Below are 24,214 nucleotides of genomic sequence, written 5' to 3' on the forward strand. Positions count from 1 at the left end.
ACTTGCAACGCCGGCGCCGTCATGCGACTGGCGTTGTGACGAATCTCGCAAAGCCCCGACACGCCCATGTCCGCCCCTTCCACCGCTCCGCTGCCAGCGCCGACCGATGGCCGCGATGCGCTGTCGGTGCTGCATTCGGTGTTCGGCCTGCCCGGGTTCCGGGGCGCGCAAGGCGAAATCATCCGGCACGTTACGAACGGCGGCAATTGCCTGGTGCTGATGCCGACCGGCGGCGGCAAGTCGTTGTGCTATCAATTGCCGTCCCTGTTGCGTGAGGGCTGCGGTATCGTGGTCTCGCCGCTGATCGCGCTGATGCGCGATCAGGTTGCGGGCCTGCTTGAGGCCGGCGTCAACGCCGCCGCGCTGAACTCGTCGCTGACATCGCAGGAGGCCTCCGACATCGAGCGGCGCCTGATCGCGGGCGATCTCGACCTGCTCTATGTCGCGCCGGAACGCCTGCTGACGCCACGCTGCCTGTCGATACTGGCGCAGGCCAAGGTGGCGCTTTTCGCGATCGACGAAGCGCATTGCGTCTCGCAATGGGGGCATGACTTCCGGCCCGAATATGTCGGCCTCTCCATCATCGCCGAACGCTTCCCCGACGTGCCGCGTATCGCGCTGACCGCGACCGCCGACGACCTGACGCGGAAAGAGATCGTCCAGCGGCTCCAGCTGACAGATAGCCCGCAATTCGTCTCGAGCTTCGACCGGCCCAACATCCGCTACGAGATCGTCGACAAGCGCAATGCGGTGTCGCAGCTGAAGGAGTTCATCCGGGAACGTCACGCCGGAGACGCGGGCGTGGTCTATTGCCTGTCCCGTAACCGCGTCGAGGAGGTTGCTGCCGCACTCGCCGAGTCCGGCATTGCGGCGCTGCCCTATCATGCCGGGCTCGACAGCCAGGTGCGTTCGCGCAATCAGGACCGCTTCCTCAACGAGGACGGCATCGTCATCGTCGCGACCATCGCCTTCGGCATGGGCATCGACAAGCCCGACGTGCGCTTCGTCGCCCATCTCGATTTGCCCAAGAGCATCGAGGCCTACTACCAGGAAACCGGGCGTGCGGGGCGCGACGGCAAGCCGTCGGCGGCGTGGATGGCCTACGGCCTCTCCGACATCGTGCAACAGCGCCGCATGATCGACGAGTCCAGTGGCTCCGATGACTTCAAACGCGTGTCGATCGGCAAGCTCGACGCGCTGGTCGGGCTCGCCGAGACTGCGCAGTGCCGGCGCAAGCGACTGCTCGGTTATTTCGGCGAGACCTCGCATGGCGAGACTTGCGGCAATTGCGACAATTGCCTGAGCCCGCCGCAAATGCGCGACGGCAAGGTACTGGCGCAAAAGCTGCTCTCCTGCGCCTACCGCACCGGACAACGTTTCGGCGCGATGCATCTGATCGATGTGTTGATCGGACGCCTGACCGAGAAGGCGACCCAGTTCGGCCACGACAAACTGTCGGTGTTCGGGATCGGACGCGAACTCAATGAGAAGCAGTGGCGCACCGTGCTGCGGCAATTGGTGGCGATGGGGCATTTGCGGAGCGACAGTGAAGCCTTTGGCGCGCTGAAGCTGACGGATTCTGCGCGCGGCGTGCTGCGCGGCGAAACCGAGGTATGGCTGCGCGAGCAAGCGCCCGGCACTCGCGTTCGGTCAAGTCGCGCGAAATCCCGCCGCGGCGACCTCGCGCCGGCGGCCAATGCTCCGCAAGGCGATGTCGATCCCGAATTGCGAGCGCGGTTGCGCGCCTGGCGCTCGGATATCGCGCGCGAGCGCGGCGTGCCGGCCTATGTCGTGCTGCACGACGCCACCATCGACGGCATCGTCCGGGCCTGGCCGACCACGCTGGACGAGTTGCGCAACGTCCCCGGCATCGGCGACAAGAAGCTCGAGCACTACGGCGATGAACTGCTGCAGATCGTGCGGACGCGGTAGCGCGCCTCTTTCTCACCCGTTCCGGAACGCGTACCCGTAGCCATTCAGCGCCGGCGCACCGCCCAGGTGCGCGTAGAGTATCTTCGCGCCCTTCTCGAAATGGCCCTTCCGGGTCAGGTCGATCAGGCCCTGCATCGATTTGCCTTCATAGACGGGGTCGGTGATCATCGCCTCTAACCGTGCGGTGAGGCGGATCGCCTCCTTGGTCTCCTCCGACGGCACGCCATAGGCGGGATAGGCGTAGTCCTCGATCAGCACGACATCGTCTGCCACAATGTCCTTGCCGAGCTCGACGAGCTTTGCCGTGTTCTGCGCAATCTCGAGCACCTGTGCCTTGGTCTGCGCCGGCGTGAACGACCCATCGATGCCGATCACTTTTCGCGCGCGGCCGTCGGCGGCAAAGCCGACCAGCATGCCCGCATGGGTCGAACCGGTCACGGTGCAGACGATGATGTAGTCGAACTTGAAGCCGAGCTCTTGCTCCTGCTTGCGCACTTCCTCGGCGAAACCGACATAGCCGAGCCCGCCAAATTTGTGCACGGAAGCGCCGGCCGGGATCGCATAGGGCTTGCCACCCGCGGCTTTCACCTCCTCGATCGCCTGCTCCCAGCTCTTGCGGATGCCGATGTCGAAGCCGTCGTCGACCAGGCGCACGTCGGCGCCCATGATGCGCGAGAGCATGATATTGCCGACGCGGTCATAGACCGCGTCTTCGTGCGGCACCCAGGCTTCCTGGACCAGGCGGCACTTCATGCCAATCTTGGCGGCGACCGCCGCGACCATGCGGGTGTGGTTCGACTGCACGCCGCCGATCGAGACCAGCGTGTCGGCGTTCGAGGCGATCGCATCGGGGATGATGTATTCGAGCTTGCGCAGCTTGTTGCCGCCATAGGCGAGGCCGGAATTGCAGTCCTCACGCTTGGCGTAGATCTCGACATTGCCGCCGAGGTGCTTCGATAGCCGCTCCAGCTTCTCGATGGGCGTCGGGCCGAAGGTCAGCGGATAACGCGCGAATTTGTCCAGTCTCATTGGATGATCCCGACTACGTTGGTACCTGGGATGGGCTAACATCGCCATGCAGGAAGGTGCTTTCGAATATTGCGCCAATGTTGCACATGATCTTGCAAAAGCGGCCGCGCTGACTGATACCTCTTCCGCAATATCGCCTGTATCTGGAAGTTTCTTCCATGCCCGCACGTCTCGACCGCCTCGATCTCAAGATGTTGAGGTTGCTGCAGAATCATGGCCGGCTTAGCAACGCCGAGCTGGCCGAAACCGTTGGGATCAGCCCTGCCACCTGCCACCGTCGCACCCAGCGCCTGTTTGAGGACGGCTTTATTGCTGCGGTCCGCGCCATGGTGGCGCCGAAGAAGGTAGCCAAGGGCACGCTGGTGATGGTCGGCGTCGTGCTCGACCGGTCGACCCCGGAGAGCTTTGCGACCTTCGAGCAGGCGATTGCGAGGCTGAAATTCGTGCTCGACTGCCATCTCGTCGCCGGCGACTTCGACTACTTCCTCAAAATCCGTGTCGGCGACATGGAGGACTTCAACCGTATCCATGGCGAGCAGCTCATCGCGCTTCCCGGCGTTCGCCAGACCCGCACTTTCTTCGTGATGAAGGAGGTCGTCGACAACGCGCCGCTGGAGTTTTGAGCCGGAGCTATTGATGCGTGATGAGCATCGTGAGAAATTCGTCCGATGCAGCCGCTTCCCTTTCGCCCGCATGATCCTGTCGCCCCGGCCTACCGGCGCGGCTGGGTCGATGAGGCCGTAGCTGCGATCGAAGCCGACCAGTGCCGCACGGCCGACACCCACCTGATCCGGCTGATCGTGCCGGCGCTGGCCGGCATCGACCTCTATCTGAAAGACGAGTCCACGCATCCGACCGGCAGCTTGAAGCACCGGCTGGCGCGGTCGCTGTTCCTCTACGCCCTCTGCAACGGCCATATCCGCGAAGGCACGCCCGTCGTGGAGGCGTCGTCGGGTTCGACCGCGGTGTCGGAGGCGTACTTCGCGCAGATGATCGGTGTGCCCTTCTACGCCGTGATGCCACGCACGACCTCTGCGGAAAAGATCGCCGCGATCGCGCATTATGGCGGCAATTGCCATCTGATCGACGACAGCCACGCGCTCTATGCGGAGGCCGCCGCGCTCGCGACCCGGCTGAGCGGTCACTACATGGACCAGTTCACCTTCGCCGAGCGCGCCACCGACTGGCGCGGCAACAACAACATCGCCGAATCGATCTTCACGCAGTTGAAGGGCGAGCCGCACCCGCTGCCGGACTGGATCGTGATGGGGGCGGGCACCGGCGGCACCTCGGCCACCATCGGCCGCTATCTGCGCTATCGCCAATATCCGACGCGGCTGTGCGTCGCCGACGTCGAGCATTCCGCTTTCTTCGACTGCTTCCGCTCGCAGGACCGCACCCATGTTTGCGAACGGCCCTCGCTGATCGAAGGCGTCGGCCGTCCCCGGTGCGAGCCGTCGTTCGTGCCGGGCGTCGTCGATCGCATGATGAAGATTCCGGATGCGGTCACGATTGCCGCGATGAACGTGCTGTCGCGCCGGCTGCGGCGAGCGGTCGGCGGCTCTACCGGCACCAATTTCCTGGCGCTGTGCCGGCTTGCCTCGGAGATGCGCAAGGCAGGCCGAACGGGATCGCTGGTGACGCTGATCTGCGATTCCGGCGAGCGTTACCGGCAGACCTACTATGAGCCCGCCTGGCTCGCCGCGCGCGGTCTCGATCCGGCGCCGTTCGAGGCGGCCTTGTCGTCGTTCCTCGACACCGCGCAGCCGCTGGCGCTCGCGGTCGACGATATCGTCAATCCGCAGAGCCGGTGACGCCCTGAAGGCTTCATAGCGGTGTCTCTCTGACATTTGCGAAATTGCACGGTCGTCACGGCAACTTCACTTGCCTTGCGCGCGCATGCGGGCGAGCTTTCTATCTTCTCAACGAGGAGATCCCGCCGTGCGCCTTCCCATTCTCGATCCGAAAGAGCTGAGCGACGAACAGAAGCCGCTGTATGCCGACATGCAGGCGGGCATCATTGACCATTTCAAGGGCTTTGTGAACATGCGCGACGACGGCGCGCTGCTCGGCCCCTGGAATCCCTGGATCCGCGAGCCACGCTTCGGCAAGCCCGTGTGGGAGCTGGTTAAGGCGATCGCGGCGAAGCCGCTGCTACCGGCGCCGGTGCGCGAGGTCGCGATCCTCGTCACCGGTTCGCATTTCCGCTCCGGCTACGAGCTCTATGCGCATGTGCTGGTCGCCGAGCAGCGCGGCCTCTCCGACGAGAAGCTTGCGACCATCGTTGCGGGACAGCGGCCGGTCGATCTGACCAAGCAGGAAGCGGTCGCCTACGACATGGCATCTGCCCTGGTCAGCGGCGGCGTGCTGCCTGAGCTGACCTATCGGGCCGCGGTCAAAGAGTTCGGCGAGCACGGCGCGGCCGAGCTGTCCTATCTCGTCGGAATCTACTGCATGGTCTCGGTCACGCTGAATACGTTCGACGTACCAGTGCCGGAGTAGCCGCACCCATCCGCAGCAGAAGCAACCGGTCCCGTGCTATTGCCCGATCTGCTGCGTCTGGACCGGACAAAAGTACGGGTCTATCTTGCTGTGGTCAGAGCGACGCATTCGCCGCTCATGATCGGTACGCGACAAATCTGGATCGAAAGCGATGAACACGTCACGCCGCATCTTGCTTGCCGGACTAGCGGGGCTCGCCGTGGCTCCATCCGCAGCCCCCGTCTTCGCTGGGACCCAAGCGGACCACGGCGCGACGGTGGCCGAAGAGCGCTTTGCCCGCACCATCGCCGCAGCGCATGCGCCCGATATCGCCTGCGCGTACCAGGCCGAGCGTTACGCCGACGCGCATTGGCGCGAGTATCTTGGGGCGGCGCGCGCAGTGCTCGACGCGCGGGCGTAGTCGCGCCCCTATTTCTCCACCGCGCGCCTGACCTGCTCGCCGATCTGCGACAGCACGAGCTGCGCCTGCGGCAGGATCGCGCCCATGGCGTGGAAGTTGTGGACCATGCCGTCATGGCAAACGTGCTCGACCGCGACGCCCGCGGCGAGCAGCTTGCGCGCATAGGCATTGCCCTCGTCGCGCATCGGGTCGAACTCGGCGGTGTGGATGATTGCGGTCGGCAGGCCTGAGAGACGCGTCGCGCGCAGCGGGGAGATGCGGGGATCGGCGGTATCCAGGCCCTCGGGCAGGTAATCGGCGAGATCGGCATCGATGGTGGTGCGGTCGATCAGATGGCCCTCGGCGAAGGCCTCGCGCGAGGGCGAGGTCTCCTCGAAATCCAGCACCGGGCAGATCAGGCATTGCGCGACGATGGAGAGGCCGGCGCTCCGCGCCGCCCCTGGCATACGATCGCAGCCAGCGTCGCACCAGCGGAATCGCCGCCGACCACCAGCCGCTCGGCATCGATGCCGAGCGATGAAGCTTCGCGCGCCACCCATTCGGTGGCCGCGATCGCGTCGTCGACGGCAGCAGGAAATTTGTGCTCGGGCGCGAGGCGGTAGTCGACCGAAACGAGCCGGCAGCCGGTCGCATGCGCCAGTGCCGCCGCGACACGGTCATGCGTCGCAATGCTGCCTGCGACGAGCCCGCCGCCATGAAAGAACACGAAGCCCGGCGCGCGCTCGCCGGCGGACGCCGGCGCATAGAGCCGATAGGGCAGCTCTCCGCCAGGGCCGGGCAACTCGCCGTCGGAGGTCGTCACGTCCTGCGCCTCGGTGCGCGCGAACTGCATCAGCTTCGCCAGCGATTGCCGCCGCGCCTCGACGCTTGGCCGGTTCCGCGCCTGCGGCGCAGCCGCAGCCATCATGGTCAACAAGCGCTTTGCGAGCGGATCGAGCGGCATGGGAAACTCCGGGACGTGCCCGACATTATAGCCGGTTTGGCCGCGCTGTTATCTTACCTCCTGGTAGGGGAGAGTTGGTGCTTCCCCGCAGCAAATCGTTTAGAAATTGGGACAATAGTGCCCGGATATTTTTCGAGGGGGCCGGTCATGGCCGAGATCAGCAAGCCGATCGAATATTCGCCGAGTTGGACCTTCTTCGAAGGCAAATGGCATGACGGCAACGTGCCGATCATGGGGCCGCGCACGCATGCGGCCTGGCTCGGCTCGGTCGTGTTCGACGGTGCGCGCGCATTCGAGGGCGTGGCGCCGGATCTCGACCGCCACGTCGCCCGCGCCAATCAGTCCGCGATCAATTTTGGCTTGAAGCCGGTGGTCGATGCCGGCACCTGGCTCGCGCTCGCAAACGAAGGCATCGCGCGCTTTGCGCCGAATGCCGAGCTCTATGTTCGTCCGATGTACTGGGCGCAGAACGGCGCAGGAGGCGGCGTGCTGTTCGATCCCGAAACCACCAATTGGTGCCTGTGCATCTACGAGGCGCCGATGCCGAAACCGGTCGGCAACGCGATCACGTTGTCGCCGTTCCGCAGGCCCACCGCCGAGTGCGCGCCGGTCGACGCGAAAGCCGCTTGTCTCTATCCGAACAATTCGCGGGCGCTGGCGGAGGCCGCCTCGCGCGGCTTCCAGAACGCGCTGATGCTCGACATGCTCGGCAATGTCGCGGAGTTCGGCAATTCCAACGTGTTCATGGCGAAAGACGGCGTCGTGTTCACGCCGGTGCCGAACGGCACCTTCCTCAACGGCATCACGCGCCAGCGCGTGATCAGCCTGCTTCGCGGCGACGGCGTCACCGTGGTCGAGAAGACGCTGCGCTATGCCGATTTCCTTGGCGCCGACGAGATCTTCTCCACGGGCAATTTCGCCAAGGTCGCGCCCGTGATTCGCATCGATGCGCGCGAATTGAAGCCGGGCCCGATCTACAGCAAAGCGCGCAAGCTCTATTGGGATTTTGCGCACGCCGTGAAGCTGGCGGCGTAGGCGCCTCAGTTTCCCGTCACTGCGAGCGCAGCGAAGCAATCCAGGCTGCCTCTGCGGAGGGATTCTGGATTGCTGGCGCGCCTTACGGGAAAGACTTACTCGTCCTTCTTCGACATCTTTTCGAGGCGTTCCTGCATCTCCTTCATCTGCTGGCGCAGGTCGTCGATGTTGGTGTCCTTGACCGGCTCGGCGCTTGCCTCGGGTTCTGGCTCCGCTGTGCCCGCGGGGCGGCCCGGCGTGGGGACAAACGGCTTGAACATCGAGAAGGTCTGCTGGAACAACTCCATGTTGCGGCGAACCTGTTCTTCCAGGGGCGCAAACGGAGTGCCCGACAGCGAATTGGCGATCTGCTTGCGGAACTTCTCCTGCTCCTGGGTCAGCGTCGCGATGGACTGCTCCAGATATTTCGGCACCACCATCTGCATGCTGTCGCCGTAGAAGCGGATCAACTGGCGCAGGAAGGTGGTTGGCAGCAGGTTCTGGCCGGCCTTGTTCTCCTGCTCGAAGATGATCTGGGCGAGCACGGAGCGGGTGATGTCGTCGCCGGTCTTGGCGTCGTAGACCAGGAAATCTTCGCCTTCCTTGACCATGGCGGCAAGGTCTTCCAGCGTCACGTAAGTGCTCGTTCCGGTGTTGTAGAGCCGGCGGTTCGCGTATTTCTTGATGGTGGTGGGTTGGTCTGATTTCGCCATGGGCTCTCACTTCAAAGACGCTGAGAACGGGAACCTGCAGGGTCAATGCCGCAGGGCGGGAAGAGTACGCAACGCAACAAAATAAGCATTTTCAAAGGGTCCACGCTACCGTTTTGTGCGGCACGGTTAATTGCACAGCAAAAACCTGCTTGCGAAATCGCCAAGAACGCTATTTTGAATGCGCTGCGGCATAAATTCGGTCGCCAGCCAATTGACATGCCGCAACGACGTTAACAGGATGCCGTTCGAGACTGGCGAGCCGTTTCCCAGCCCCGTCTGCCCCCATTCAACCTCAGGAGATGCCCATGTCAGACGATGTCGTCATCGTCAGCGCCGCCCGCACCCCGGTCGGCAGCTTCAACGGAGCCTTCGCGACCCTTCCCGCCCATGACCTCGGCGCGATCGCCATCAAGGCCGCGCTGGAGCGCGGCGGCATCGAGCCCGGCCGGGTCTCCGAAGTCATCATGGGCCAGATCCTGACCGCGGCTCAGGGCCAGAACCCCGCTCGCCAGGCCTCGATCGCCGCTGGCATTCCGGTCGAGAGCCCGGCTTGGGGCGTGAACCAGCTTTGCGGCTCGGGCCTGCGCACGGTTGCGCTCGGCTATCAGGCGCTGCTCAACGGTGATTCGGAAATCGTGGTCGCCGGCGGTCAGGAATCCATGAGCATGGCCCCGCACGCGCAGTACCTGCGCGGCGGCGTCAAGATGGGCGCGGTCGAGTTCGTCGACACCATGATCAAGGACGGCCTGTGGGATGCCTTCAACGGCTATCACATGGGCAACACCGCCGAGAATGTCGCGCGGCAGTGGCAGATCACCCGCACCCAGCAGGACGAGTTCGCGGTCGCCTCGCAGCAGAAGGCGGAGGCCGCGCAGAAGGCCGGCAAGTTCAACGACGAAATCGTCCCCGTCACCATCAAGGGCCGCAAGGGCGATGTCGTCGTCAGCGCCGACGAATATCCGCGCCATGGTGCCACGCTCGACGCGATGGCGAAGCTTCGTCCCGCCTTCGAGAAGGACGGCACGGTCACCGCTGGCTCGGCCTCGGGCATCAATGACGGCGCTGCCGCCGTGGTGCTGATGACGGCCAAGCAGGCCGCCAAGGAAGGCAAGAAGCCGCTCGCGCGCATCGTGTCGTGGGCGCAGGCCGGCGTCGATCCGAAGATCATGGGCTCGGGTCCGATCCCGGCCTCGCGCGCCGCGCTGAAGAAGGCCGGCTGGAGCGTTGGCGATCTCGATCTGATCGAGGCCAACGAGGCCTTCGCGGCGCAGGCTTGCGCCGTCAACAAGGATCTCGGCTGGGACACGTCCAAGGTCAACGTCAACGGCGGCGCGATCGCGATCGGCCATCCGGTCGGCGCCTCCGGTGCGCGCGTGCTGGTGACGCTGCTGCACGAAATGCAGAAGCGTGATTCGAAGAAGGGCCTCGCCACGCTGTGCATCGGCGGCGGCATGGGTATCGCGATGTGTCTGGCGCGCGACTGACACATAGCTGACGCGTGCGCTGCACGCGTCAGTGAGTGCGTTGCACGCGATTAAAAAGGCAGCGGTTGCAAATCAAATATTCTTCGCAACCGCGCAAGCCTCGACTAAATACAAACGCCCGGCTCAACGCCGGGCGTTTTGTTCTTGATGTCCGTCAAACCAGCCGCATAATCCGACCGTTAAAAACGATCACTTAGAAACGTCCGAAGAGTCCAAGGGAAGGAATACGACATGGTACGAGTTGCATTGGTGACGGGTGGTACGCGGGGCATCGGAGCTGCAATCAGCAAGGCGCTGAAGGCCGCCGGCTACAAGGTCGCGGCGAGCTACGCCGGCAATGATGCAGCAGCGGAGAAGTTCAAGGCTGAGACCGGCATCGCCGTCTACAAATGGGACGTCAGCAATTTCGATGCCTGCGCCGAAGGCGTGAAGAAGGTCGAGGCCGAGCTCGGTCCGGTCGATGTGCTCGTCAACAATGCCGGCATCACTCGCGACACTGCTTTCCACAAGATGACGCTCGAGCAGTGGAACGCCGTCATTAACACCAACCTCGGTTCGCTGTTCAACATGACCCGTCAGGTGATCGAGGGCATGCGCGCGCGCAAATTCGGCCGCGTCATCTCGATTTCGTCGATCAACGGCCAGAAGGGCCAGTTCGGCCAGGTCAACTATTCGGCAGCCAAGGCCGGTGACATCGGTTTCACCAAGGCGCTCGCAATCGAGAACGCCAAGGGCGGCATCACCGTCAACGCCATTGCGCCTGGCTACATCAACACCGAGATGGTGCAGGCCGTGCCGAAGGATGTGTTGGAGAAGAACGTGATCCCGCAGATCCCGGTCAACCGGCTCGGCGAGCCCGAAGAGATCGCGCGCGCGGTCGTGTTCCTGGCGGCCGACGAGGCCGGCTTCATCACCGGCTCGACCCTGACCATCAATGGCGGCCAGTATCACGCCTGATATGGCACCAAGCCTGTAGCTTCAGGCGCGACAAGGCGATAGTGAAGACGACCATGCCCGGCCTCGTGCCGGGCATCATCGTCCTCAGAGCCTTTGATTCATGACCGCGCGCACCGCCACGCTGATCGGACTGACCGCGATCCTGATGTGGTCGTTGTTGTCTGTGATGACGGTGGCGACCGGAAGAATTCCGGCGTTCCAGCTCGCTGCGATGACCTTTGCGATCGGAGGTCTCGTCGGCCTGCTCACCTGGGTCGGCCGCCGCGACGCCGCGAAGAGCCTGCGTCAGCCGCCCGTCGTGTGGCTCGTCGGCGTTGGCGGCCTGTTCGGCTATCACGCGCTGTATTTCCTCGCGCTGCGGTTCGCGCCGCCCGCCGAAGCCGGCCTTCTGAATTACATGTGGCCGCTGCTGATCGTGCTGTTCTCGTCGTTCCTGCCGGGCGAGCGGCTCGCCATGCACCACATCATTGGCGCCGTGCTCGGCCTTGTCGGCACCGTGCTGCTGTTTGCCGGCAATATCTCCGGCTTCGCGCCGGGCGCGGTGCCGGGATTGGTCGCGGCCTTTGTCGCCGCCTTCGTCTGGGCGACCTATTCGGTGCTGTCGCGGCGGTTGAAGACGGTGCCGACCGATGCGGTCGCGGGTTTCTGCCTCGCCACGTCAGTGCTCGCCGCGCTGATGCATGGTCTGTTCGAATTCACGGTGTGGCCCGAGACGATGTTGCAGTGGCTCGCCCTGATCGCACTCGGCGTCGGTCCCGTCGGCGCTGCCTTCTATGCGTGGGACATCGGCATGAAGCGCGGCGACATCCGCGTGCTCGGCGCCGCCTCCTACGCGACGCCGCTCTTGTCGACCGGCTTTCTCATCGCCGCCGGTTTTGCCAAAGCCAGCGCCAATATCGCAATTGCCGCAATCCTGATCGCCGGCGGCGGCCTGATCGCTGCAAAGGACATGGTGCTGCGGAAGCGATAAGTGCTCGCCCGCCCTACGGCTCCCAGCCCTGCGGCGCGAGCTCGAATTTTGCGAATTCGAAGGCGGGCGCCACGGTGCAGCCGACCAGCGTCCACTCGCCGGTGGTCTCCGCCATCTGCCACGCAGCCACCGGCACGATGGCCTGCGGTCGCTCGCCGCTCACGAGATCGGCGCCGAGCCGCACCTCATGCTGCGAGCAGCCCTCATGTGCGATGCGCAGCGTCAAAGCGCTGCCGGCATAATAATGCCAGGTCTCGACCGCATCGATGCGATGCCAGTGCGAGCGCTCGCCGCGCGCGAGCAGGAAATAGATGAGGGTCGAGCGCGAGCGGCCATTGGCGTCGGTGGTCTGGTCGCGAAAGGTCTCGCGATAATGTCCGCCCTCGGGGTGCGGGCGGAGCTCAAGGCGCGCGATGATCTCGGCTGCAGTCGGCATCGATCCCCGTCAGGACATGGTCTTGAGGACTTTGGTCTTCAGGACTTGTTCTTGCGCTCGCGCAGCTCGCCGAACACCGCGGCGGCATCCGCGCCCTTCATGTGTAGCCTGGCTGCGACCGACGGTTCATCAGCGCGCAGGAACACGTTTGCTCGCTTCTCATCACCAAGCAGTGAGGGAATGGTCGGTTTGTTCTCCGCCCGCAGCCTCGTTACTTCCGCCGCGCGCGCCTGGAGGGCCGCATTGTCGGGATCCACGGTCAGCGCGAACTTGATGTTGGACGCCGTGTATTCGTGGCCGCAATACAGCTTGAAGTCGTCGGGCAAGGCGCGCAGCTTCAACAGCGAGTCCCACATCATCGGGTAAGTACCCTCGAACACGCGGCCGCAGCCGATCGAGAACAACGTATCGGCGGCGAACAGCGTCTTCTCGGTGTCGAACACGTATGAGATGTGGTCGAGCGTGTGGCCGGGCGTCTCCAGCACGCGTGCCAGCAGGGTGCCGATCTTGACCACGTCGGCATTGGCGACGCGCAGGTCGACATCTGCAATCTTCGTCGTCTTGTCATGCGGCGCGACGACGCGGCAATTGTATTTCTGCTTGAGTTCGGCGACGCCCCCGACATGATCGCCGTGATGATGGGTGATCAGGATATCGGTGAGCTGCCAGCCCTCGCGCTCGAGCGCCGCCAGGATCGGACCGGCCTCCGGCGCGTCGATCGACGCCGTCGCCTTGGTTTCCACATCGTGGATCAGATAACCGAAATTGTCGTTTAAACAGTTGAAAGTACGAATTTCGGCGGCCATGTTATCTCCATCGCGCTCAGCCCCGTCAGACAAATATGGCGTTAGCGTTGCGCAGGCAATGCAATATTCCGCGCGCAGCCGCCGCCTGGTGCATGTTACATTGCCGTCATGACCATCGACGTCGTCGACCTTCGCGAATTCTATTCCCGGCGCCTCGGCATCGTGGCACGGCAGATGATCAATCGCGGCATCCGGGAGCGCTGGCCGAACGCCGACGGTCAGCGCGTGCTCGGCATCGGCTATCCGACGCCCTATCTGGGGCTGTTCCGCGAGGACGCGGAACGCTGCATCGCCTTCATGCCGGCGGCCCAGGGCGTGTTGAAATGGCCCACGGGAAGGCCCGCGCTGGCTGCGCTGATCGATGAGTTCTCGCTGCCGCTTCCCGACGCCGCGGTCGACCGCATCCTGCTGGTCCACGCGCTCGAGATGTCGGACGACCCGGCCGCGCTGCTGCGGGAGGTCTGGCGGGTGCTGTCGCCGTCCGGCCGGGTCATGGCGGTAATCCCGAACAGGCGCGGCGTGTGGACGCGCAGCGACAATACGCCGTTCGGCCATGGCCGTCCCTATTCGCGCTCGCAGATCACGGACCTGTTGCGCCAGACCTGGTTCACGCCGACCGGCTGGGGCGAGGCCTTGTTCATGCCGCCTTATGCAGGCCGCTGGGTGCTGAAATCGGCGCAGATGTGGGAGCGTGCCGGTGCTGCGCTGTCCCTGCCGTTTGCCGGCGTCCACATCGTCGAAGCGACCAAGCAGGTCTATCGCGCGATCCCCGCCAAGCGCGAACGGGCACGGCTGATTCCCTCTTTGAAGCCGGTGCTGGTGCCGTCCTCGACAGTGACGCGGACCTGAAAACAATCGTCCCGGCGAAGCCGGGACGATACAGTCCATGAAGATCGGAAGATCTGGCGCGGCTTACTCGCTGGGGGCGAGATCGTCGCCGGAAGCGGCAGGAGCCGCCTCGCGCTCGGGGCGCGGGCCGTTATGCGGCCGGCGGCGCCGCCGCGGGAAACGCTCGCCAGCGCCGCCATTGCCACCTTCGAAGCTGCCCGGAGTGCCGCTCGTCTGCGGCTGCGCGCCGGTGATGAAGGACGGCAGGCGGTCGACATTGCCCGCGTCGGCGATGAGAGGCTGCGGCTGGTTCGGCGGTTGCGGCTGGTTCTGCTGATATTGCGGCTGCGGACGGTGGTCGCGCTCGCGGTGCTCGCGCGGCGCTGCTGGTCGCGAACATAGGGCTGCTGGTTATTGTCGCGCTGCTGATAGTCGCGATTGTGATCGCGCTGGCCGTCACGCTGATAGGGTGATTGCTGCTGCGGAGGCTGCGGAACGAAGCCCGGCTCCTGGCCGAAATTCGAGAAATTCTCGCCGTCGTCCTCGCCGTCGTCGCTGCTGTTGCTGATGGGCTCGTCGCCGCGCGGCTGCTGGTTCTGGCGGAACTGTTCCTGCGCCGCTGCGATCAGCCGGAAATAATGCTCGGCGTGCTGGTAGTAGTTTTCGGCCGCGACCGGATCGCCGGAGGAACGCGCGTCACGCGCCAGCTGAAGATATTTCTCGGCGATGTGGGAGGCGGTGCCGCGGATCTTGATGTCGGGGCCGTTCGATTCGTAGACCCGGGTCATCGGGTTCTGGCCGCGCCGGTTATTGTTGTTGTTATTATTATTGTTGCGGTTGCGCATCCGCTGCTTGTTCTGACCGTTTCTCATGTCCTGCCTTTAATTCCAGCCCTAGAGGTTGCACGCATTACTGATTGCTAGGAGTGACCTGATGACAGCGGTTCACATGCCTCGCGCGCACCGCGCGAAAGAGCGGATTGAACCCTGCCGATGTTCGTCGACCGTCGCGTTCAACAAAGACGCGTTCCCCACTTGCCAGCATTCATTGCCAGCGAACCCATTCATATCGCTTGCCGAAACAAGCCCTGCTTTGTTGCGTAAGTCTTCAAGCGCAATATCAGGCTTTCGTTCACGTTGCGGTCGGAAAGCAGCGTACCTCAATGGGCCATCGCGCTTAACAGGACCTGCGGCTTGGAACCTTAGATCGGTGAAGCTCTCGCCTGAGAGCCCGGCTTTCGCCCGTAGGTCTACGGGGCCGACACCGATGTGCTGACCGGAAGGTAGTCGTTCCCACGGGATATTCCAAGAGGTTTTTTAGAGCCCAATCCGGCTTTTATCTGGGCATTTTTCGGGCCGGGACCGCCCTCGGAATGCCTGCCAGGTCGACCCTGGGCGGCCTGTCGGTCGACAACGCGGCTGCCGCCATCAAGGTCTGGATGTCGCCCGCCTGGCCCTGTCCGGCCTCGACGATCAGGCTGCCGCCGGGCACGAGCCGTTCGGCCGCCTGCGGAATCAACGCGCGGTAGGCGTCGTAGCCGTCATTGCCGCCGTCGAGCGCCAGATGCGGATCATGCTCGCGCACCTCGATGCTGAGTTTCGGAATTTCTCCGGCAGGAATATAGGGCGGGTTCGACACGATCAGATCGAACGGGCCGTGAAGCGCCGATGCATAGGAGCAGGCGACGAACGCTGCGCGATCGGCAAGGCCGAGGACGGCCGCATTGCCCTTTGCCGTGCCGAGCGCGGTGAGGCTGAGGTCGGTGCCGACGCCGAAAGCATCCGGAATCTCGTGCAGCAGCGCCAGCAGGATCGCGCCTGATCCGGTGCCGATATCACCGATGCGCAGGCCTTGTCCCGGGGTCGTGCGTTCGCGAATGATCTCGAGCGCCAGCTCCACCACCGTCTCGGTGTCCGGCCGCGGCACCAGCGTCGCCTCGGAGAGGCGGAACGGCAGGCCCCAGAACTCGCGCGTGCCCAGAATGCGGGCGACCGGCTCGTGTCCGAGCCTTCGCTGCGCATATGCTTGGAGCCGTGCAGCCTCCTCGGGTGTGAGCTGCCGTGCCGCCTGCGTGATCAGGCCGGTCAGATCGAGCCCCACCGCGGCGCCGACGAGCAGACGGGCATCGAGAGACGGCTCTTCGATGCCGGCCGCTTGCAGCCGCGCCGCGAGCGCGCGCCGCGCACTCTCGATGCTGTGTCCGGAATCGAAACCTGTCGCCAAGGGAACCATCCTGCCTGGCATCGTGGATAGATCGGCGGCATTGCTTGCGTCAACGGAAAGCAGCGCGTTTGATCGCAGCGCGCAGCCGAGGAGGGCATCCATGACGGCCTATGACGACCAGAACGTCTTCGCAAAGATCCTGCGCGGCGAGATTCCCTGTTTCGAGGTGTTCAGGGATGACCGCAGCTTCGCCTTTCTGGACATCATGCCGCGCTCGCCCGGGCATACGCTGGTAATTCCGAGGGCGCCCGCGCGCGGTATTCTCGACATTGCGGATGACGATCTCGCCGCGGTCGCCCGAACCGCCAAGCGGATCGCGATTGCGGCGATGCAGGCGTTCGACGCGGAAGGGATCATCCTGCAGCAGTTCAGCGAGCCGGCCAGCGGGCAGGTGATCTTTCACCTGCACATGCATGTCATGCCGGTCAGGGCTGGCGTCGAGCTGCTGCCGGCGCAGACGCGCAAGGAGGAGATGGCGGTGCTCGCCGATCATGCCAAGCGGATGATCGCGGCACTTGGCAGTTGATCCTGGCGCCTGACTAGACGCCGAGATAGCGCTGCAGCAGCTCTGGCTGGGCCTTGAGCTCCTGCGCCGGCCCCTCGTGGACGATGTGGCCGTTGTTGATGATGTAGATCCGCGTCGCCAGTGCCAGCGTTGCTGCCAGATTCTGCTCGACCAGCACGATGGTCTGGCCGGCGGCCGCAAGCTCGCGACAGGCCTTGACGAGATCGTGGACGATGACGGGCGCCAATCCTTCGAACGGCTCGTCCAGCAGCACGATCTTGGGATCGCGCACCAGCGCCCGCGCAATCGCGAGCATCTGTTGCTCGCCGCCGGAAAGCTCGGTGCCGCGATTGCTGCGCCGCTCCTTCAGTCGCGGGAACATCTCGTAGATGCGACCGAGCGGCCAGCGTTTCGGGGCGGTGATGCCGGCGAGGACGATGTTCTCCTCTACCGACAGGCTGCCGAAGATGCGACGTTCCTCGTGCACGAGCTGCATGCCCGCCTGCGCGATCTTGTGGCTCCTGCGGCCCGCGATATCGGTGCCGTCGAACTTCACGCTGCCGCTGCGCGGCGTCACGACGCCCATCAGGCTTTTCAGCGTGGTGCTCTTGCCGGCACCGTTGCGGCCAAGCAGCGCCACCACCTCGTGACGTTCGACATGCATGGCGACGTCGAACAGGATGTGGGAATCCCCGTAATAGCTGTTCAGGCCGTTGACCTCGATCAGGCTCATGCGGCGATCTCTCCGTGCACGCCGCCGAGATAGGCTTCCTGCACCGCGGCGTTGGTCTTGATTTCCTCAGGCGTGCCGGAGACCAGCACGCGACCCTCCTGCAGCACGGTCACGCGCTCGACCAGCTCGAACAGCGAATCCATGTCGTGGTCGATGATGATCATGGTGCGGCCGCGCGCGATCGATTTGAGCAGCTTGACGGTCTCGACCCGCTCACGCGGGCTCATGCCGGCCAGCGGCTCGTCGAGCAGCAGCAGGCGCGGCGATGTCGCGAGCGCGAGCCCGATCTCCAGCCTGCGTTTCTCGCCATAGGCGAGCTCGGACACGGGCGTGTCGGCGCGGCGGGTCAGGTTCACCAAAGCAAGCGTGTGCTCCACCTGCTCCGTCAAGCCTTTGACGCCGGTGAGTGTGCGAAACAGATCGAGCCGGAATTTTCCGCGCAGCTCGGCGAGAGCTGCGATCGTCAGGTTCTGCCGCACAGTCAGGCCCGTGAACAGCTGGTTGACCTGATAGCTCTTGGTCAGCCCGAGCTGGCAGACTTCAGTGACCTTCAGGCCGGTGATGTCGCGGCCTGCGAACACAATCTGGCCCGAGGTCGGCGGGACCTCGCAGGTCAGCATCTTGAAGAAGGTGGATTTGCCGGCGCCGTTGGGGCCGATGATGCCGCGCAACTCGCCGTGATTGACGCTAAAATCGATATCGCTGTTGGCAACGAGGCCGCCGTAGCGCTTGGTGAGACCGGTGGCTTTCAGGATCGGTCCGGAATAGGCGGGATGCTCGACCTCCCTGGCCTGCATCGGTGCCGGAGCGGGTGGCTGCGTGACATCGGCGTCCGCGGCGTCCGGCTCCGCTTCCGTCCGCTTCCGCTTGCCGAACATGAGGCCGTAGAGATCGACGAGGCCGCCGACGATGCCGCCGCGCAGGAAGCAGACCAGCAGCACGAACACGACGCCGAGCACGAGCTTCCAGGCCGCTCCCAAACCGAGCGCGGACTGGAGGAAATCCTGCAGGAACAGCCACACGGTCGCGCCGACCAGCGGGCCGAACAGCGTCCCCCTTCCGCCAATGGCGGTCTGCATCACGAGTTGGCCGGAGGTGTCGAAGGTGAAGGCGTCCGGCGGCATGAAGGCCTGGAGCACGCCGAGCAGGCCGCCGGCGAAGCCCGCGTAAGCGGCGGCGATCACGAAGGCGGTCAGCTTGTAACCATGGATGTTGTGGCCGACGGCAGTGGCGCGCAGTGGATTGTCCCGGATCGCGCTCAGAATCGCGCCGACCGGTGAGCGCACGATCCTGAGTGCGATGATGACGCCGATGAAATAGCACAGCGCGATGAACTGATAGAGCGACCAGCCATTGGTGAAGTGGATGGTGGTGAAGCCGAGATTGAAACTCGGGGTCGGCACGCCCGGCAGGCCGTTCTCGCCGCCGGTGAAATCGGAGAGCGGATTGAACTCGACGAAGAAGAACACTTCCGCGATCGCCACCGTGATCATCGCGAAGTAGATGCCGGTGCGGCGCAGCGCAATCAGGCCGATCAGATAGCCGGTCGCCGCCGCCGCGATCATGCCGATGACCAGCGCGCCCAGGACGTTGCTGAAGCCGGCCCGGGTCAGGAGGTAAGCGGCGACGAAGCCGCCGGTGCCGTAGAAGGCGGACTGTCCGAACGACAGCAGCCCGGTGAAGCCGAACAGGATATCAAAGCCGAGGCCGAACAGGCCCCACACCAGGATCCGGTTCACCGTGTTCGGCGCAAAGCCGAGATGAGGCAGCACGAAGGGAGCCACGATCAGGCCGATGGCCGTCAGTGTCTCGATCAGGAACGGGCGTTGCTTGAGCATCAGCGGATCACTTATTCGCGGCCCTGAACGCCGAGCAGGCCATGCGGTCGCACCACGAGCACGAGCGTCATCGCCGCAAACAGCATCACATAGGCGTAGCCGGGATTGAACATGGAGGTGATACTGATGATCTCGCCGGCGATCAGGCCGCCGAGGATCGCACCGGGGAACGAGCCGACGCCGCCGATCACCACCACCACGAAGGTCTGGACCAGGATGTCGTCGCCGATACCCGGTGTCAGCGACACCACCGGCGCGTTGACGATGCCGGCAAAGCCGGCGGCCATTGCGCCGATGCCGAACACGATCATGAAGACGCGGTAGACGTTGATCCCGAGCGAATCGACCATTACCGAATCCTCGATGCCGGCGCGCACGATCATGCCGAGCCGGGTGCGGTAGAGGATGATGAACAGCGCGCCGAGCGCGACCGCGACGATGCCGACCACGGCGAGCCGGTAGGTCGGATAGAACATGAAGCCGAGATTGGTGATGCCCTGGAACAGCGCGGGCGGCGGCACCAGCTGCGACTGGCTCGAAAAGATCAGGCGCACGAGTTCGACGAAGCAGATGCCGAGCCCGAAGGTCACCAGCAGCTGATCTTCGTGCGGCCGATGATAGAAATGGCGGATGATGACGCGTTCCATCACGATGCCGAGCAGCATCACGAACAGCGAGCCCGCGATGACGGCGAGGATGAACGATTGCGTGTACTGGTAGGTGACGAAACCGGCATAGCCGCCGATCATGAACATCGCGCCATGCGCGAGGTTGAGCACGCCGAGCGTGCCGTAAATGATGGTCAGGCCGGAGCTGATCAGCGCGAGCAGGGCGCCGAGCGCGAGCCCGTTGAAAAGCTGCGAAACGAGATTGGGCCAACTAATCATGCGACGATCGCTGTTGTGACGCGCGAAGGCTTGCGTCAAAAAAGGTGACGCCGCAGGTCCAGAGGCGGCCCTACGGCGTCACAGGGGTTAGCTCGGGATCAGGTGTAGTCGCCGAGATGGCAGCCGAATGCGTCCGGCTTCTGCATCAGGCCCTCACCCGGAACGATCTCGACGACGTCGTACCAGTCTTCCTTGTTCTTCATGTCCTTCTGCTGCTTGCCCTTGACGATGATCACCGGGCGAACGCACTGGTGATCCTCGGGGCGGTAATGCACGTCGCCGACGAGGGAGGGGATCGTCTCGCCCTTCTCATAGGCCTTGATCACGTCGGGCGGATTGAAGCTGCCGGCTTCCTCGCACATGCGGGCCCAGTGAGCGAAGCTGACATAGGCGTTCTCGGCGCCCCATTCCGGCTTGTAGCCGTACTTCTTCTCGAAGGTCTCGTTGAACATCTTGGCGAGCGGGAACTTGTCTTCGATCGTCCACCAATAATCGGTCGCGGCGTAGACGCCTTGCATCAGGCCGCCGGTCTCGCGCGCGATGAACGGCACCTGGTAGGGGACGACCAGCTTCATCTTGTCGAGCACGCCGAACTGCTTGGCCTGCTGGGTCGAGAGCACCGCGTCATGGCCCCAGTTGACGTTGATCAGGACGTCGGCGCCGGAGTTCGCGACATTGAGCAGATACGAGGAATAATCGGGCGCGCCGAGCGGCGCGACCTGGTTGGTCGCGGTGGTCCAGCCGGCGCTCGCCAGGAAGTCCTGCATCGACTTAGTGACGGTGTGGCCGTAGGTGTAGTCAGGGGTGAGATAGGCGGCTTTCTTGCCCTTACCGAACTCTTTCACCATCACCGGTCCGATCGCGGCAGCCGCGGTCTGGCCGAAGAAATTCTGGCGAAAGCCGTAGCGAACGCAATCCTTGCCGGTCGTGTCGTTCGAGCCGGAAATGCCGCACACGAAGATCACATGCTCGCGCTGTGCGAGCTTGTTGAGCGCGACCGCAACGGCGCTCGATGTGCCGCCGGTGATCATGATCGCCTTGTTCTCGCTGATGAAGCGCTGCTGCGCCTGCACCGCTTCGTTCGGCTTGGCCGCGGAGTCCGCGACGCCGAACTTCAGCTCCTTGCCGAGCACGCCCTTGCTGGTCTTGGGTGAGATCTTCTTGATCAGCTCGTGGCCTTCATTGATGTGCTCGATCGCGAGCTGATAGCCCTTGAGCTCGTCCTCGCCCTGCACCGCGTAGGTGCCGGTGCGCGGCACCGAGATTCCGATGAAGGCGGTGGAACCCGACACGCCTGCCGGATAGGTGCCGATCGCCGGCTTGTCCTCGGCAAAGGCCGGCATCGCCGGCAGCACCGAGCCGCCGATCAGGCCCGCTGTGGTCTGGAGCAGGCCACGGCGCGAAAGGCCGCGGCGGATGAGATCGTCAGTCATGGTCGTTTCCTCCGGACATCGTTCTTGTTTGCAGGCACAACACGACTTGTCCGGCGGCAAGCCGGCCCCATGGGCCTGCCCGCGCCGGGCACGTCACATCCGCGTGTAGCTCTTGGCCATAAGCATTGCTTGTGAACGCCTTCTGTCAATTCCGTCTTTGGTCGAACGACGAAAATTATGTCGTGAAAACATATCGGACCACGATATATATTAGTCTTTGTGAGTACGAGGCTGGCGGGTTCGGCGAGAGAGATGGCGCGGCAGACGACAGTGGCAGGTGCCCGGAAGCGACGATCCTGGCCGCAGGAGGCGGAGCGGCCTGAGGCGGCGTGGCCCGCGGAGGGCAACGACCAGCGCGTAACGCCGCAGTCCGGCGAGGCCTCCCGCACACCCGAGCCCCGCAACCGGCCGCCCGGTGAGCGGCGACCGGCCATCGGTTCCGTCCGGGCCAAGCGCGCGCCGGCGCCCATGAAGAGACTGAGCGTGCGGGCCCAGAACGTCCTGAAGGAGCTCGCGGTCGAGCTCACCGGCGAGCAGCCGCCGAAGGGCGACTGGTCGCCTTCACGCGAGCTGCTGCGCGCGTTGACGGCCGAGCGCCTCGCGACCGCGCGCAATTGCGGTCCGCATACGATGCGGGAGATCGTCGATTGGGCGCAGGGCTGTGGCGTGACCATCAAGCCGGTGCTGCCGCCCGGCGGCTCGCTGTCGCAGATGTGGGCGGAGCTGATCGCCAATGCGTCGGCCGGCGCCCTGACCAGTGCGGAGATCGCCGGTGCGCTGCAGCGATCGATCCGGCGGAAGAGCGTCCGCATTCCGATCGCGCTTCAGGTCATCCTGGTGAAGATCCTGCTGTCCAGCTTCGAATAGGCGGACGGATAGCTGTGCATCCATGATACCGGCCGGTTGGTCCGGCTACGGCAGCTTGCTACTTTAGGCTATGTCTCCCGCGACGCCGGGCGGCGTGGTCGAGGTGGCATGGTTCAGGCGAAGAAGGCGCAGCGGTCCAAGGTGGTAACGTCGGCCAGGCGCACGGGCAGCGCGATGCGTGATTCCGATTACGCAGCACTGGCGCAGTTTCGCTACCAGATCCGGAGCTTTCTGGCATTCAGCGAGACGGCGGCGGCCGAACAGGGTTTGACGTCGACGCAGCACCAGGCGCTGCTCGGCATCAAGGGTTTTGTCCGCCCCGGTCCCGCGACCGTCGGTGATATCGCGCGATTCCTGCTGATCCGGCATCATTCCGCTGTCGAGCTGATCGATCGATTGGCCAAGCTCGGGCTGGTCAGCCGCGGTGCCGATCCGGCGGACGCCAGGCGCGTCCATCTTAAGCTGACGAAGAAGGGCGAGCAGAAGCTCCAGGCGCTCTCGCGGAAGAATCTCGAGGAGCTCCGCCGGGCTGCGAGCCCGGCGCTGAGCCGTCTGTTGAAATCGTTCGGAGAGTCCAGCGAGGTCTGAGCACCGCGCCGCCTCTCACGCTGCCGCGCCTTGTGCGGCGAGCTGTGCGGCCTGGTGCTCGGTGGTCAGCGCATCGGTCAGTTCGCCGAGCGCTTCGCCCGCGATCACCTGCGGCAGCTTATAGAGCGTCAGGTTGATGCGGTGGTCGGTGACGCGCCCTTGCGGGAAATTATAAGTGCGGATGCGCTCGCTGCGGTCGCCGGAGCCGACCTTCTCCTTGCGCTCGGCCGAGCGCGCCGCGTCGACGCGCTGCCGCTCGGCGTCGTAGATGCGCGAGCGCAGGATGTTCATGGCGGAGGCGCGGTTCTTGTGCTGCGAGCGGCTGTCCTGCATCATCACCACGATGCCGGTCGGGATGTGGGTGATGCGGATTGCCGATTCGGTCTTGTTGACGTGCTGGCCGCCCGCGCCTTGCGCGCGCATGGTCTCGATGCGCAGATCATCGTTCTTGATCTCGACGTCGACATCCTCGACCTCGGGCAGCACGGCAACGGTTGCAGCGGATGTGTGAATGCGCCCCTGCGTCTCGGTGTCGGGCACGCGCTGCACGCGGTGCACGCCGGACTCGAATTTCAGCTTGGAGAACGCGCCGCGGCCCTGCACCTCCGCGATGATTTCCTTGTAGCCGCCGACGGTGCCTTCGCTCGCCGAGATCACCTCGACTTTCCAGCCCTGCAAGGCGGCAAACCGCTCGTACATCCGGAACAGATCGCCGGCGAACAGCGAGGCCTCGTCGCCACCGGTGCCGGCGCGGATTTCCAGCACGACGTTACGGTCGTCCATGGCGTCCTTGGGCAGCAGCGCGATGCGGATCTTCTGGACCAGATCCTCGATCTTCGGCGTCAGCTCCTCGCGCTCGGCCTCGGCCATGCTGCGCATCTCGGCATCGGTCGCAGGATCGGCGATCAGCGCCTCGGTGTCGGCAAGTTCCTTGACGGCTGACCGATAGGTCTTCACCGCCTCGATCAACGGGGTGATCTCGGCGAGCTCGCGCGTGACTTGCACGTAGCGCTCGGAAGAGAGCTGTCCCAGCGATTCGGCCTCGAGCGAGGCGTGATGCGCAAGCAGGACGTCAAGTTTGGCTTCGGGGAGTGACGACATCGGTTTGGTCTCAAAGGGCGGAGGG

23 protein-coding genes and 2 pseudogenes are annotated in these 24,214 nt (G+C 64.4%); 13 read left to right on the forward strand and 12 right to left on the reverse strand.

Annotated elements, in window-relative coordinates:
• Nucleotides 1-66 precede the first annotated feature (66 nt).
• Nucleotides 67-1,932 (forward strand): DNA helicase RecQ, encoded by a 1,866-nt coding sequence (gene recQ, locus ACTGJ9_RS07370; RefSeq protein WP_456676526.1) that lies wholly within the window; start codon nucleotides 67-69, stop codon nucleotides 1,930-1,932.
• 12 nt (nucleotides 1,933-1,944) lie between these two features.
• Here the strand turns inward: recQ and ACTGJ9_RS07375 are convergent, their stop codons facing one another.
• Nucleotides 1,945-2,961, reverse strand: a complete 1,017-nt coding sequence (locus tag ACTGJ9_RS07375) for a 1-aminocyclopropane-1-carboxylate deaminase (RefSeq protein WP_456676527.1) — start codon at nucleotides 2,959-2,961, stop codon at nucleotides 1,945-1,947.
• A 158-nt stretch (nucleotides 2,962-3,119) separates the two neighbouring features.
• Between ACTGJ9_RS07375 and ACTGJ9_RS07380 the strand changes: the two genes are divergently transcribed.
• From ACTGJ9_RS07380 to ACTGJ9_RS07395, 4 genes are all read left to right on the forward strand, one after another.
• A complete protein-coding gene (locus ACTGJ9_RS07380) occupies nucleotides 3,120-3,584 on the forward strand; it encodes an Lrp/AsnC family transcriptional regulator (protein ID WP_456676528.1) in 465 nt (154 codons plus the stop codon).
• A 45-nt stretch (nucleotides 3,585-3,629) separates the two neighbouring features.
• The gene (locus ACTGJ9_RS07385; protein WP_456676529.1) at nucleotides 3,630-4,775 is read left to right on the forward strand and encodes a PLP-dependent cysteine synthase family protein; all 1,146 of its coding nucleotides are present in this window, start codon (nucleotides 3,630-3,632) and stop codon (nucleotides 4,773-4,775) included.
• Nucleotides 4,776-4,902: 127 nt separating this feature from the next.
• A complete protein-coding gene (locus ACTGJ9_RS07390) occupies nucleotides 4,903-5,463 on the forward strand; it encodes a carboxymuconolactone decarboxylase family protein (RefSeq protein WP_456676530.1) in 561 nt (186 codons plus the stop codon).
• Nucleotides 5,464-5,614: 151 nt separating this feature from the next.
• A complete protein-coding gene (locus ACTGJ9_RS07395) occupies nucleotides 5,615-5,863 on the forward strand; it encodes a hypothetical protein (RefSeq protein ID WP_456676531.1) in 249 nt (82 codons plus the stop codon).
• Between the two features lie 8 nt (nucleotides 5,864-5,871).
• On the opposite strand, the pseudogene ACTGJ9_RS07400 reads toward ACTGJ9_RS07395, so the two are convergent.
• Nucleotides 5,872-6,806: pseudogene (locus tag ACTGJ9_RS07400) on the reverse strand (alpha/beta hydrolase).
• Nucleotides 6,807-6,953: 147 nt separating this feature from the next.
• On the opposite strand from ACTGJ9_RS07400, the gene ACTGJ9_RS07405 reads away from it, so the two are divergent.
• Nucleotides 6,954-7,841 carry a branched-chain amino acid aminotransferase gene (locus tag ACTGJ9_RS07405; RefSeq protein WP_456676532.1) on the forward strand — a complete coding sequence of 296 codons (888 nt, stop codon included), beginning with the start codon at nucleotides 6,954-6,956 and terminating at the stop codon, nucleotides 7,839-7,841.
• 95 nt (nucleotides 7,842-7,936) lie between these two features.
• On the opposite strand, the gene phaR is transcribed toward ACTGJ9_RS07405, so the two are convergent.
• Complete coding sequence (gene phaR / locus ACTGJ9_RS07410) at nucleotides 7,937-8,533, reverse strand: polyhydroxyalkanoate synthesis repressor PhaR (RefSeq protein ID WP_456676533.1); 597 nt, start codon at nucleotides 8,531-8,533, stop codon at nucleotides 7,937-7,939.
• Nucleotides 8,534-8,838: 305 nt separating this feature from the next.
• Between phaR and ACTGJ9_RS07415 the strand changes: the two genes are divergently transcribed.
• The 3 genes from ACTGJ9_RS07415 to yddG all read left to right on the forward strand — a co-directional run bounded on the left by ACTGJ9_RS07415 (nucleotide 8,839) and on the right by yddG (nucleotide 11,944).
• Nucleotides 8,839-10,017 carry an acetyl-CoA C-acetyltransferase gene (locus ACTGJ9_RS07415; protein ID WP_456676534.1) on the forward strand — a complete coding sequence of 393 codons (1,179 nt, stop codon included), beginning with the start codon at nucleotides 8,839-8,841 and terminating at the stop codon, nucleotides 10,015-10,017.
• Nucleotides 10,018-10,248: 231 nt separating this feature from the next.
• Nucleotides 10,249-10,974 carry an acetoacetyl-CoA reductase gene (gene phbB, locus ACTGJ9_RS07420; RefSeq protein WP_456676535.1) on the forward strand — a complete coding sequence of 242 codons (726 nt, stop codon included), beginning with the start codon at nucleotides 10,249-10,251 and terminating at the stop codon, nucleotides 10,972-10,974.
• A 100-nt stretch (nucleotides 10,975-11,074) separates the two neighbouring features.
• Nucleotides 11,075-11,944 (forward strand): aromatic amino acid exporter YddG, encoded by an 870-nt coding sequence (yddG, locus tag ACTGJ9_RS07425; protein WP_456676536.1) that lies wholly within the window; start codon nucleotides 11,075-11,077, stop codon nucleotides 11,942-11,944.
• 13 nt (nucleotides 11,945-11,957) lie between these two features.
• On the opposite strand, the gene ACTGJ9_RS07430 is transcribed toward yddG, so the two are convergent.
• Both ACTGJ9_RS07430 and gloB read right to left on the reverse strand, forming a co-directional pair.
• A complete protein-coding gene (locus tag ACTGJ9_RS07430) occupies nucleotides 11,958-12,380 on the reverse strand; it encodes a cupin domain-containing protein (RefSeq protein ID WP_456676537.1) in 423 nt (140 codons plus the stop codon).
• A 38-nt stretch (nucleotides 12,381-12,418) separates the two neighbouring features.
• On the reverse strand, nucleotides 12,419-13,186 hold the full coding sequence (gloB, locus tag ACTGJ9_RS07435) for a hydroxyacylglutathione hydrolase (protein ID WP_456676538.1): 768 nt from the start codon (nucleotides 13,184-13,186) through the stop codon (nucleotides 12,419-12,421).
• Nucleotides 13,187-13,294: 108 nt separating this feature from the next.
• Between gloB and ACTGJ9_RS07440 the strand changes: the two genes are divergently transcribed.
• Nucleotides 13,295-14,035: a class I SAM-dependent methyltransferase gene (locus ACTGJ9_RS07440; protein WP_456676539.1), complete on the forward strand. Its 741-nt coding sequence runs from the start codon at nucleotides 13,295-13,297 to the stop codon at nucleotides 14,033-14,035.
• Nucleotides 14,036-14,098: 63 nt separating this feature from the next.
• Here ACTGJ9_RS07440 and ACTGJ9_RS07445 read toward each other — a convergent pair.
• Nucleotides 14,099-14,886, reverse strand: a pseudogene (locus ACTGJ9_RS07445) (DUF4167 domain-containing protein).
• A 463-nt stretch (nucleotides 14,887-15,349) separates the two neighbouring features.
• On the reverse strand, nucleotides 15,350-16,246 hold the full coding sequence (prmC, locus tag ACTGJ9_RS07450) for a peptide chain release factor N(5)-glutamine methyltransferase (RefSeq protein WP_456678466.1): 897 nt from the start codon (nucleotides 16,244-16,246) through the stop codon (nucleotides 15,350-15,352).
• 91 nt (nucleotides 16,247-16,337) lie between these two features.
• Here prmC and ACTGJ9_RS07455 point away from each other — a divergent pair, with 91 nt between their 5' ends.
• On the forward strand, nucleotides 16,338-16,763 hold the full coding sequence (locus tag ACTGJ9_RS07455; RefSeq protein ID WP_456676540.1) for an HIT family protein: 426 nt from the start codon (nucleotides 16,338-16,340) through the stop codon (nucleotides 16,761-16,763).
• Between the two features lie 13 nt (nucleotides 16,764-16,776).
• Here the strand turns inward: ACTGJ9_RS07455 and ACTGJ9_RS07460 are convergent, their stop codons facing one another.
• The 4 genes from ACTGJ9_RS07460 to ACTGJ9_RS07475 all read right to left on the reverse strand — a co-directional run bounded on the left by ACTGJ9_RS07460 (nucleotide 16,777) and on the right by ACTGJ9_RS07475 (nucleotide 21,633).
• Nucleotides 16,777-17,475: an ABC transporter ATP-binding protein gene (locus ACTGJ9_RS07460; protein WP_354086386.1), complete on the reverse strand. Its 699-nt coding sequence runs from the start codon at nucleotides 17,473-17,475 to the stop codon at nucleotides 16,777-16,779.
• Nucleotides 17,472-19,313 (reverse strand): branched-chain amino acid ABC transporter ATP-binding protein/permease, encoded by a 1,842-nt coding sequence (locus tag ACTGJ9_RS07465; protein ID WP_456676541.1) that lies wholly within the window; start codon nucleotides 19,311-19,313, stop codon nucleotides 17,472-17,474. The genes ACTGJ9_RS07460 and ACTGJ9_RS07465 overlap by 4 nt, the downstream gene beginning before the upstream one ends.
• An 11-nt stretch (nucleotides 19,314-19,324) precedes the next feature.
• Nucleotides 19,325-20,200 carry a branched-chain amino acid ABC transporter permease gene (locus ACTGJ9_RS07470; RefSeq protein WP_456676542.1) on the reverse strand — a complete coding sequence of 292 codons (876 nt, stop codon included), beginning with the start codon at nucleotides 20,198-20,200 and terminating at the stop codon, nucleotides 19,325-19,327.
• Between the two features lie 98 nt (nucleotides 20,201-20,298).
• On the reverse strand, nucleotides 20,299-21,633 hold the full coding sequence (locus tag ACTGJ9_RS07475) for a substrate-binding protein (protein ID WP_456676543.1): 1,335 nt from the start codon (nucleotides 21,631-21,633) through the stop codon (nucleotides 20,299-20,301).
• 252 nt (nucleotides 21,634-21,885) lie between these two features.
• Between ACTGJ9_RS07475 and ACTGJ9_RS07480 the strand changes: the two genes are divergently transcribed.
• Both ACTGJ9_RS07480 and ACTGJ9_RS07485 read left to right on the forward strand, forming a co-directional pair.
• A complete protein-coding gene (locus ACTGJ9_RS07480) occupies nucleotides 21,886-22,500 on the forward strand; it encodes a hypothetical protein (protein ID WP_456676544.1) in 615 nt (204 codons plus the stop codon).
• Nucleotides 22,501-22,608: 108 nt separating this feature from the next.
• The gene (locus tag ACTGJ9_RS07485; RefSeq protein WP_456676545.1) at nucleotides 22,609-23,088 is read left to right on the forward strand and encodes a MarR family winged helix-turn-helix transcriptional regulator; all 480 of its coding nucleotides are present in this window, start codon (nucleotides 22,609-22,611) and stop codon (nucleotides 23,086-23,088) included.
• A 15-nt stretch (nucleotides 23,089-23,103) separates the two neighbouring features.
• Here the strand turns inward: ACTGJ9_RS07485 and prfA are convergent, their stop codons facing one another.
• Entirely contained in the window at nucleotides 23,104-24,189 is a 1,086-nt protein-coding gene (gene prfA / locus ACTGJ9_RS07490; protein WP_456676546.1) for a peptide chain release factor 1, read from the reverse strand.
• Nucleotides 24,190-24,214 lie beyond the last annotated feature (25 nt).

Origin of the sequence: Bradyrhizobium sp. RDM12 (genome assembly GCF_051917485.1) — a bacterium.
Classification (GTDB): domain Bacteria; phylum Pseudomonadota; class Alphaproteobacteria; order Rhizobiales; family Xanthobacteraceae; genus Bradyrhizobium.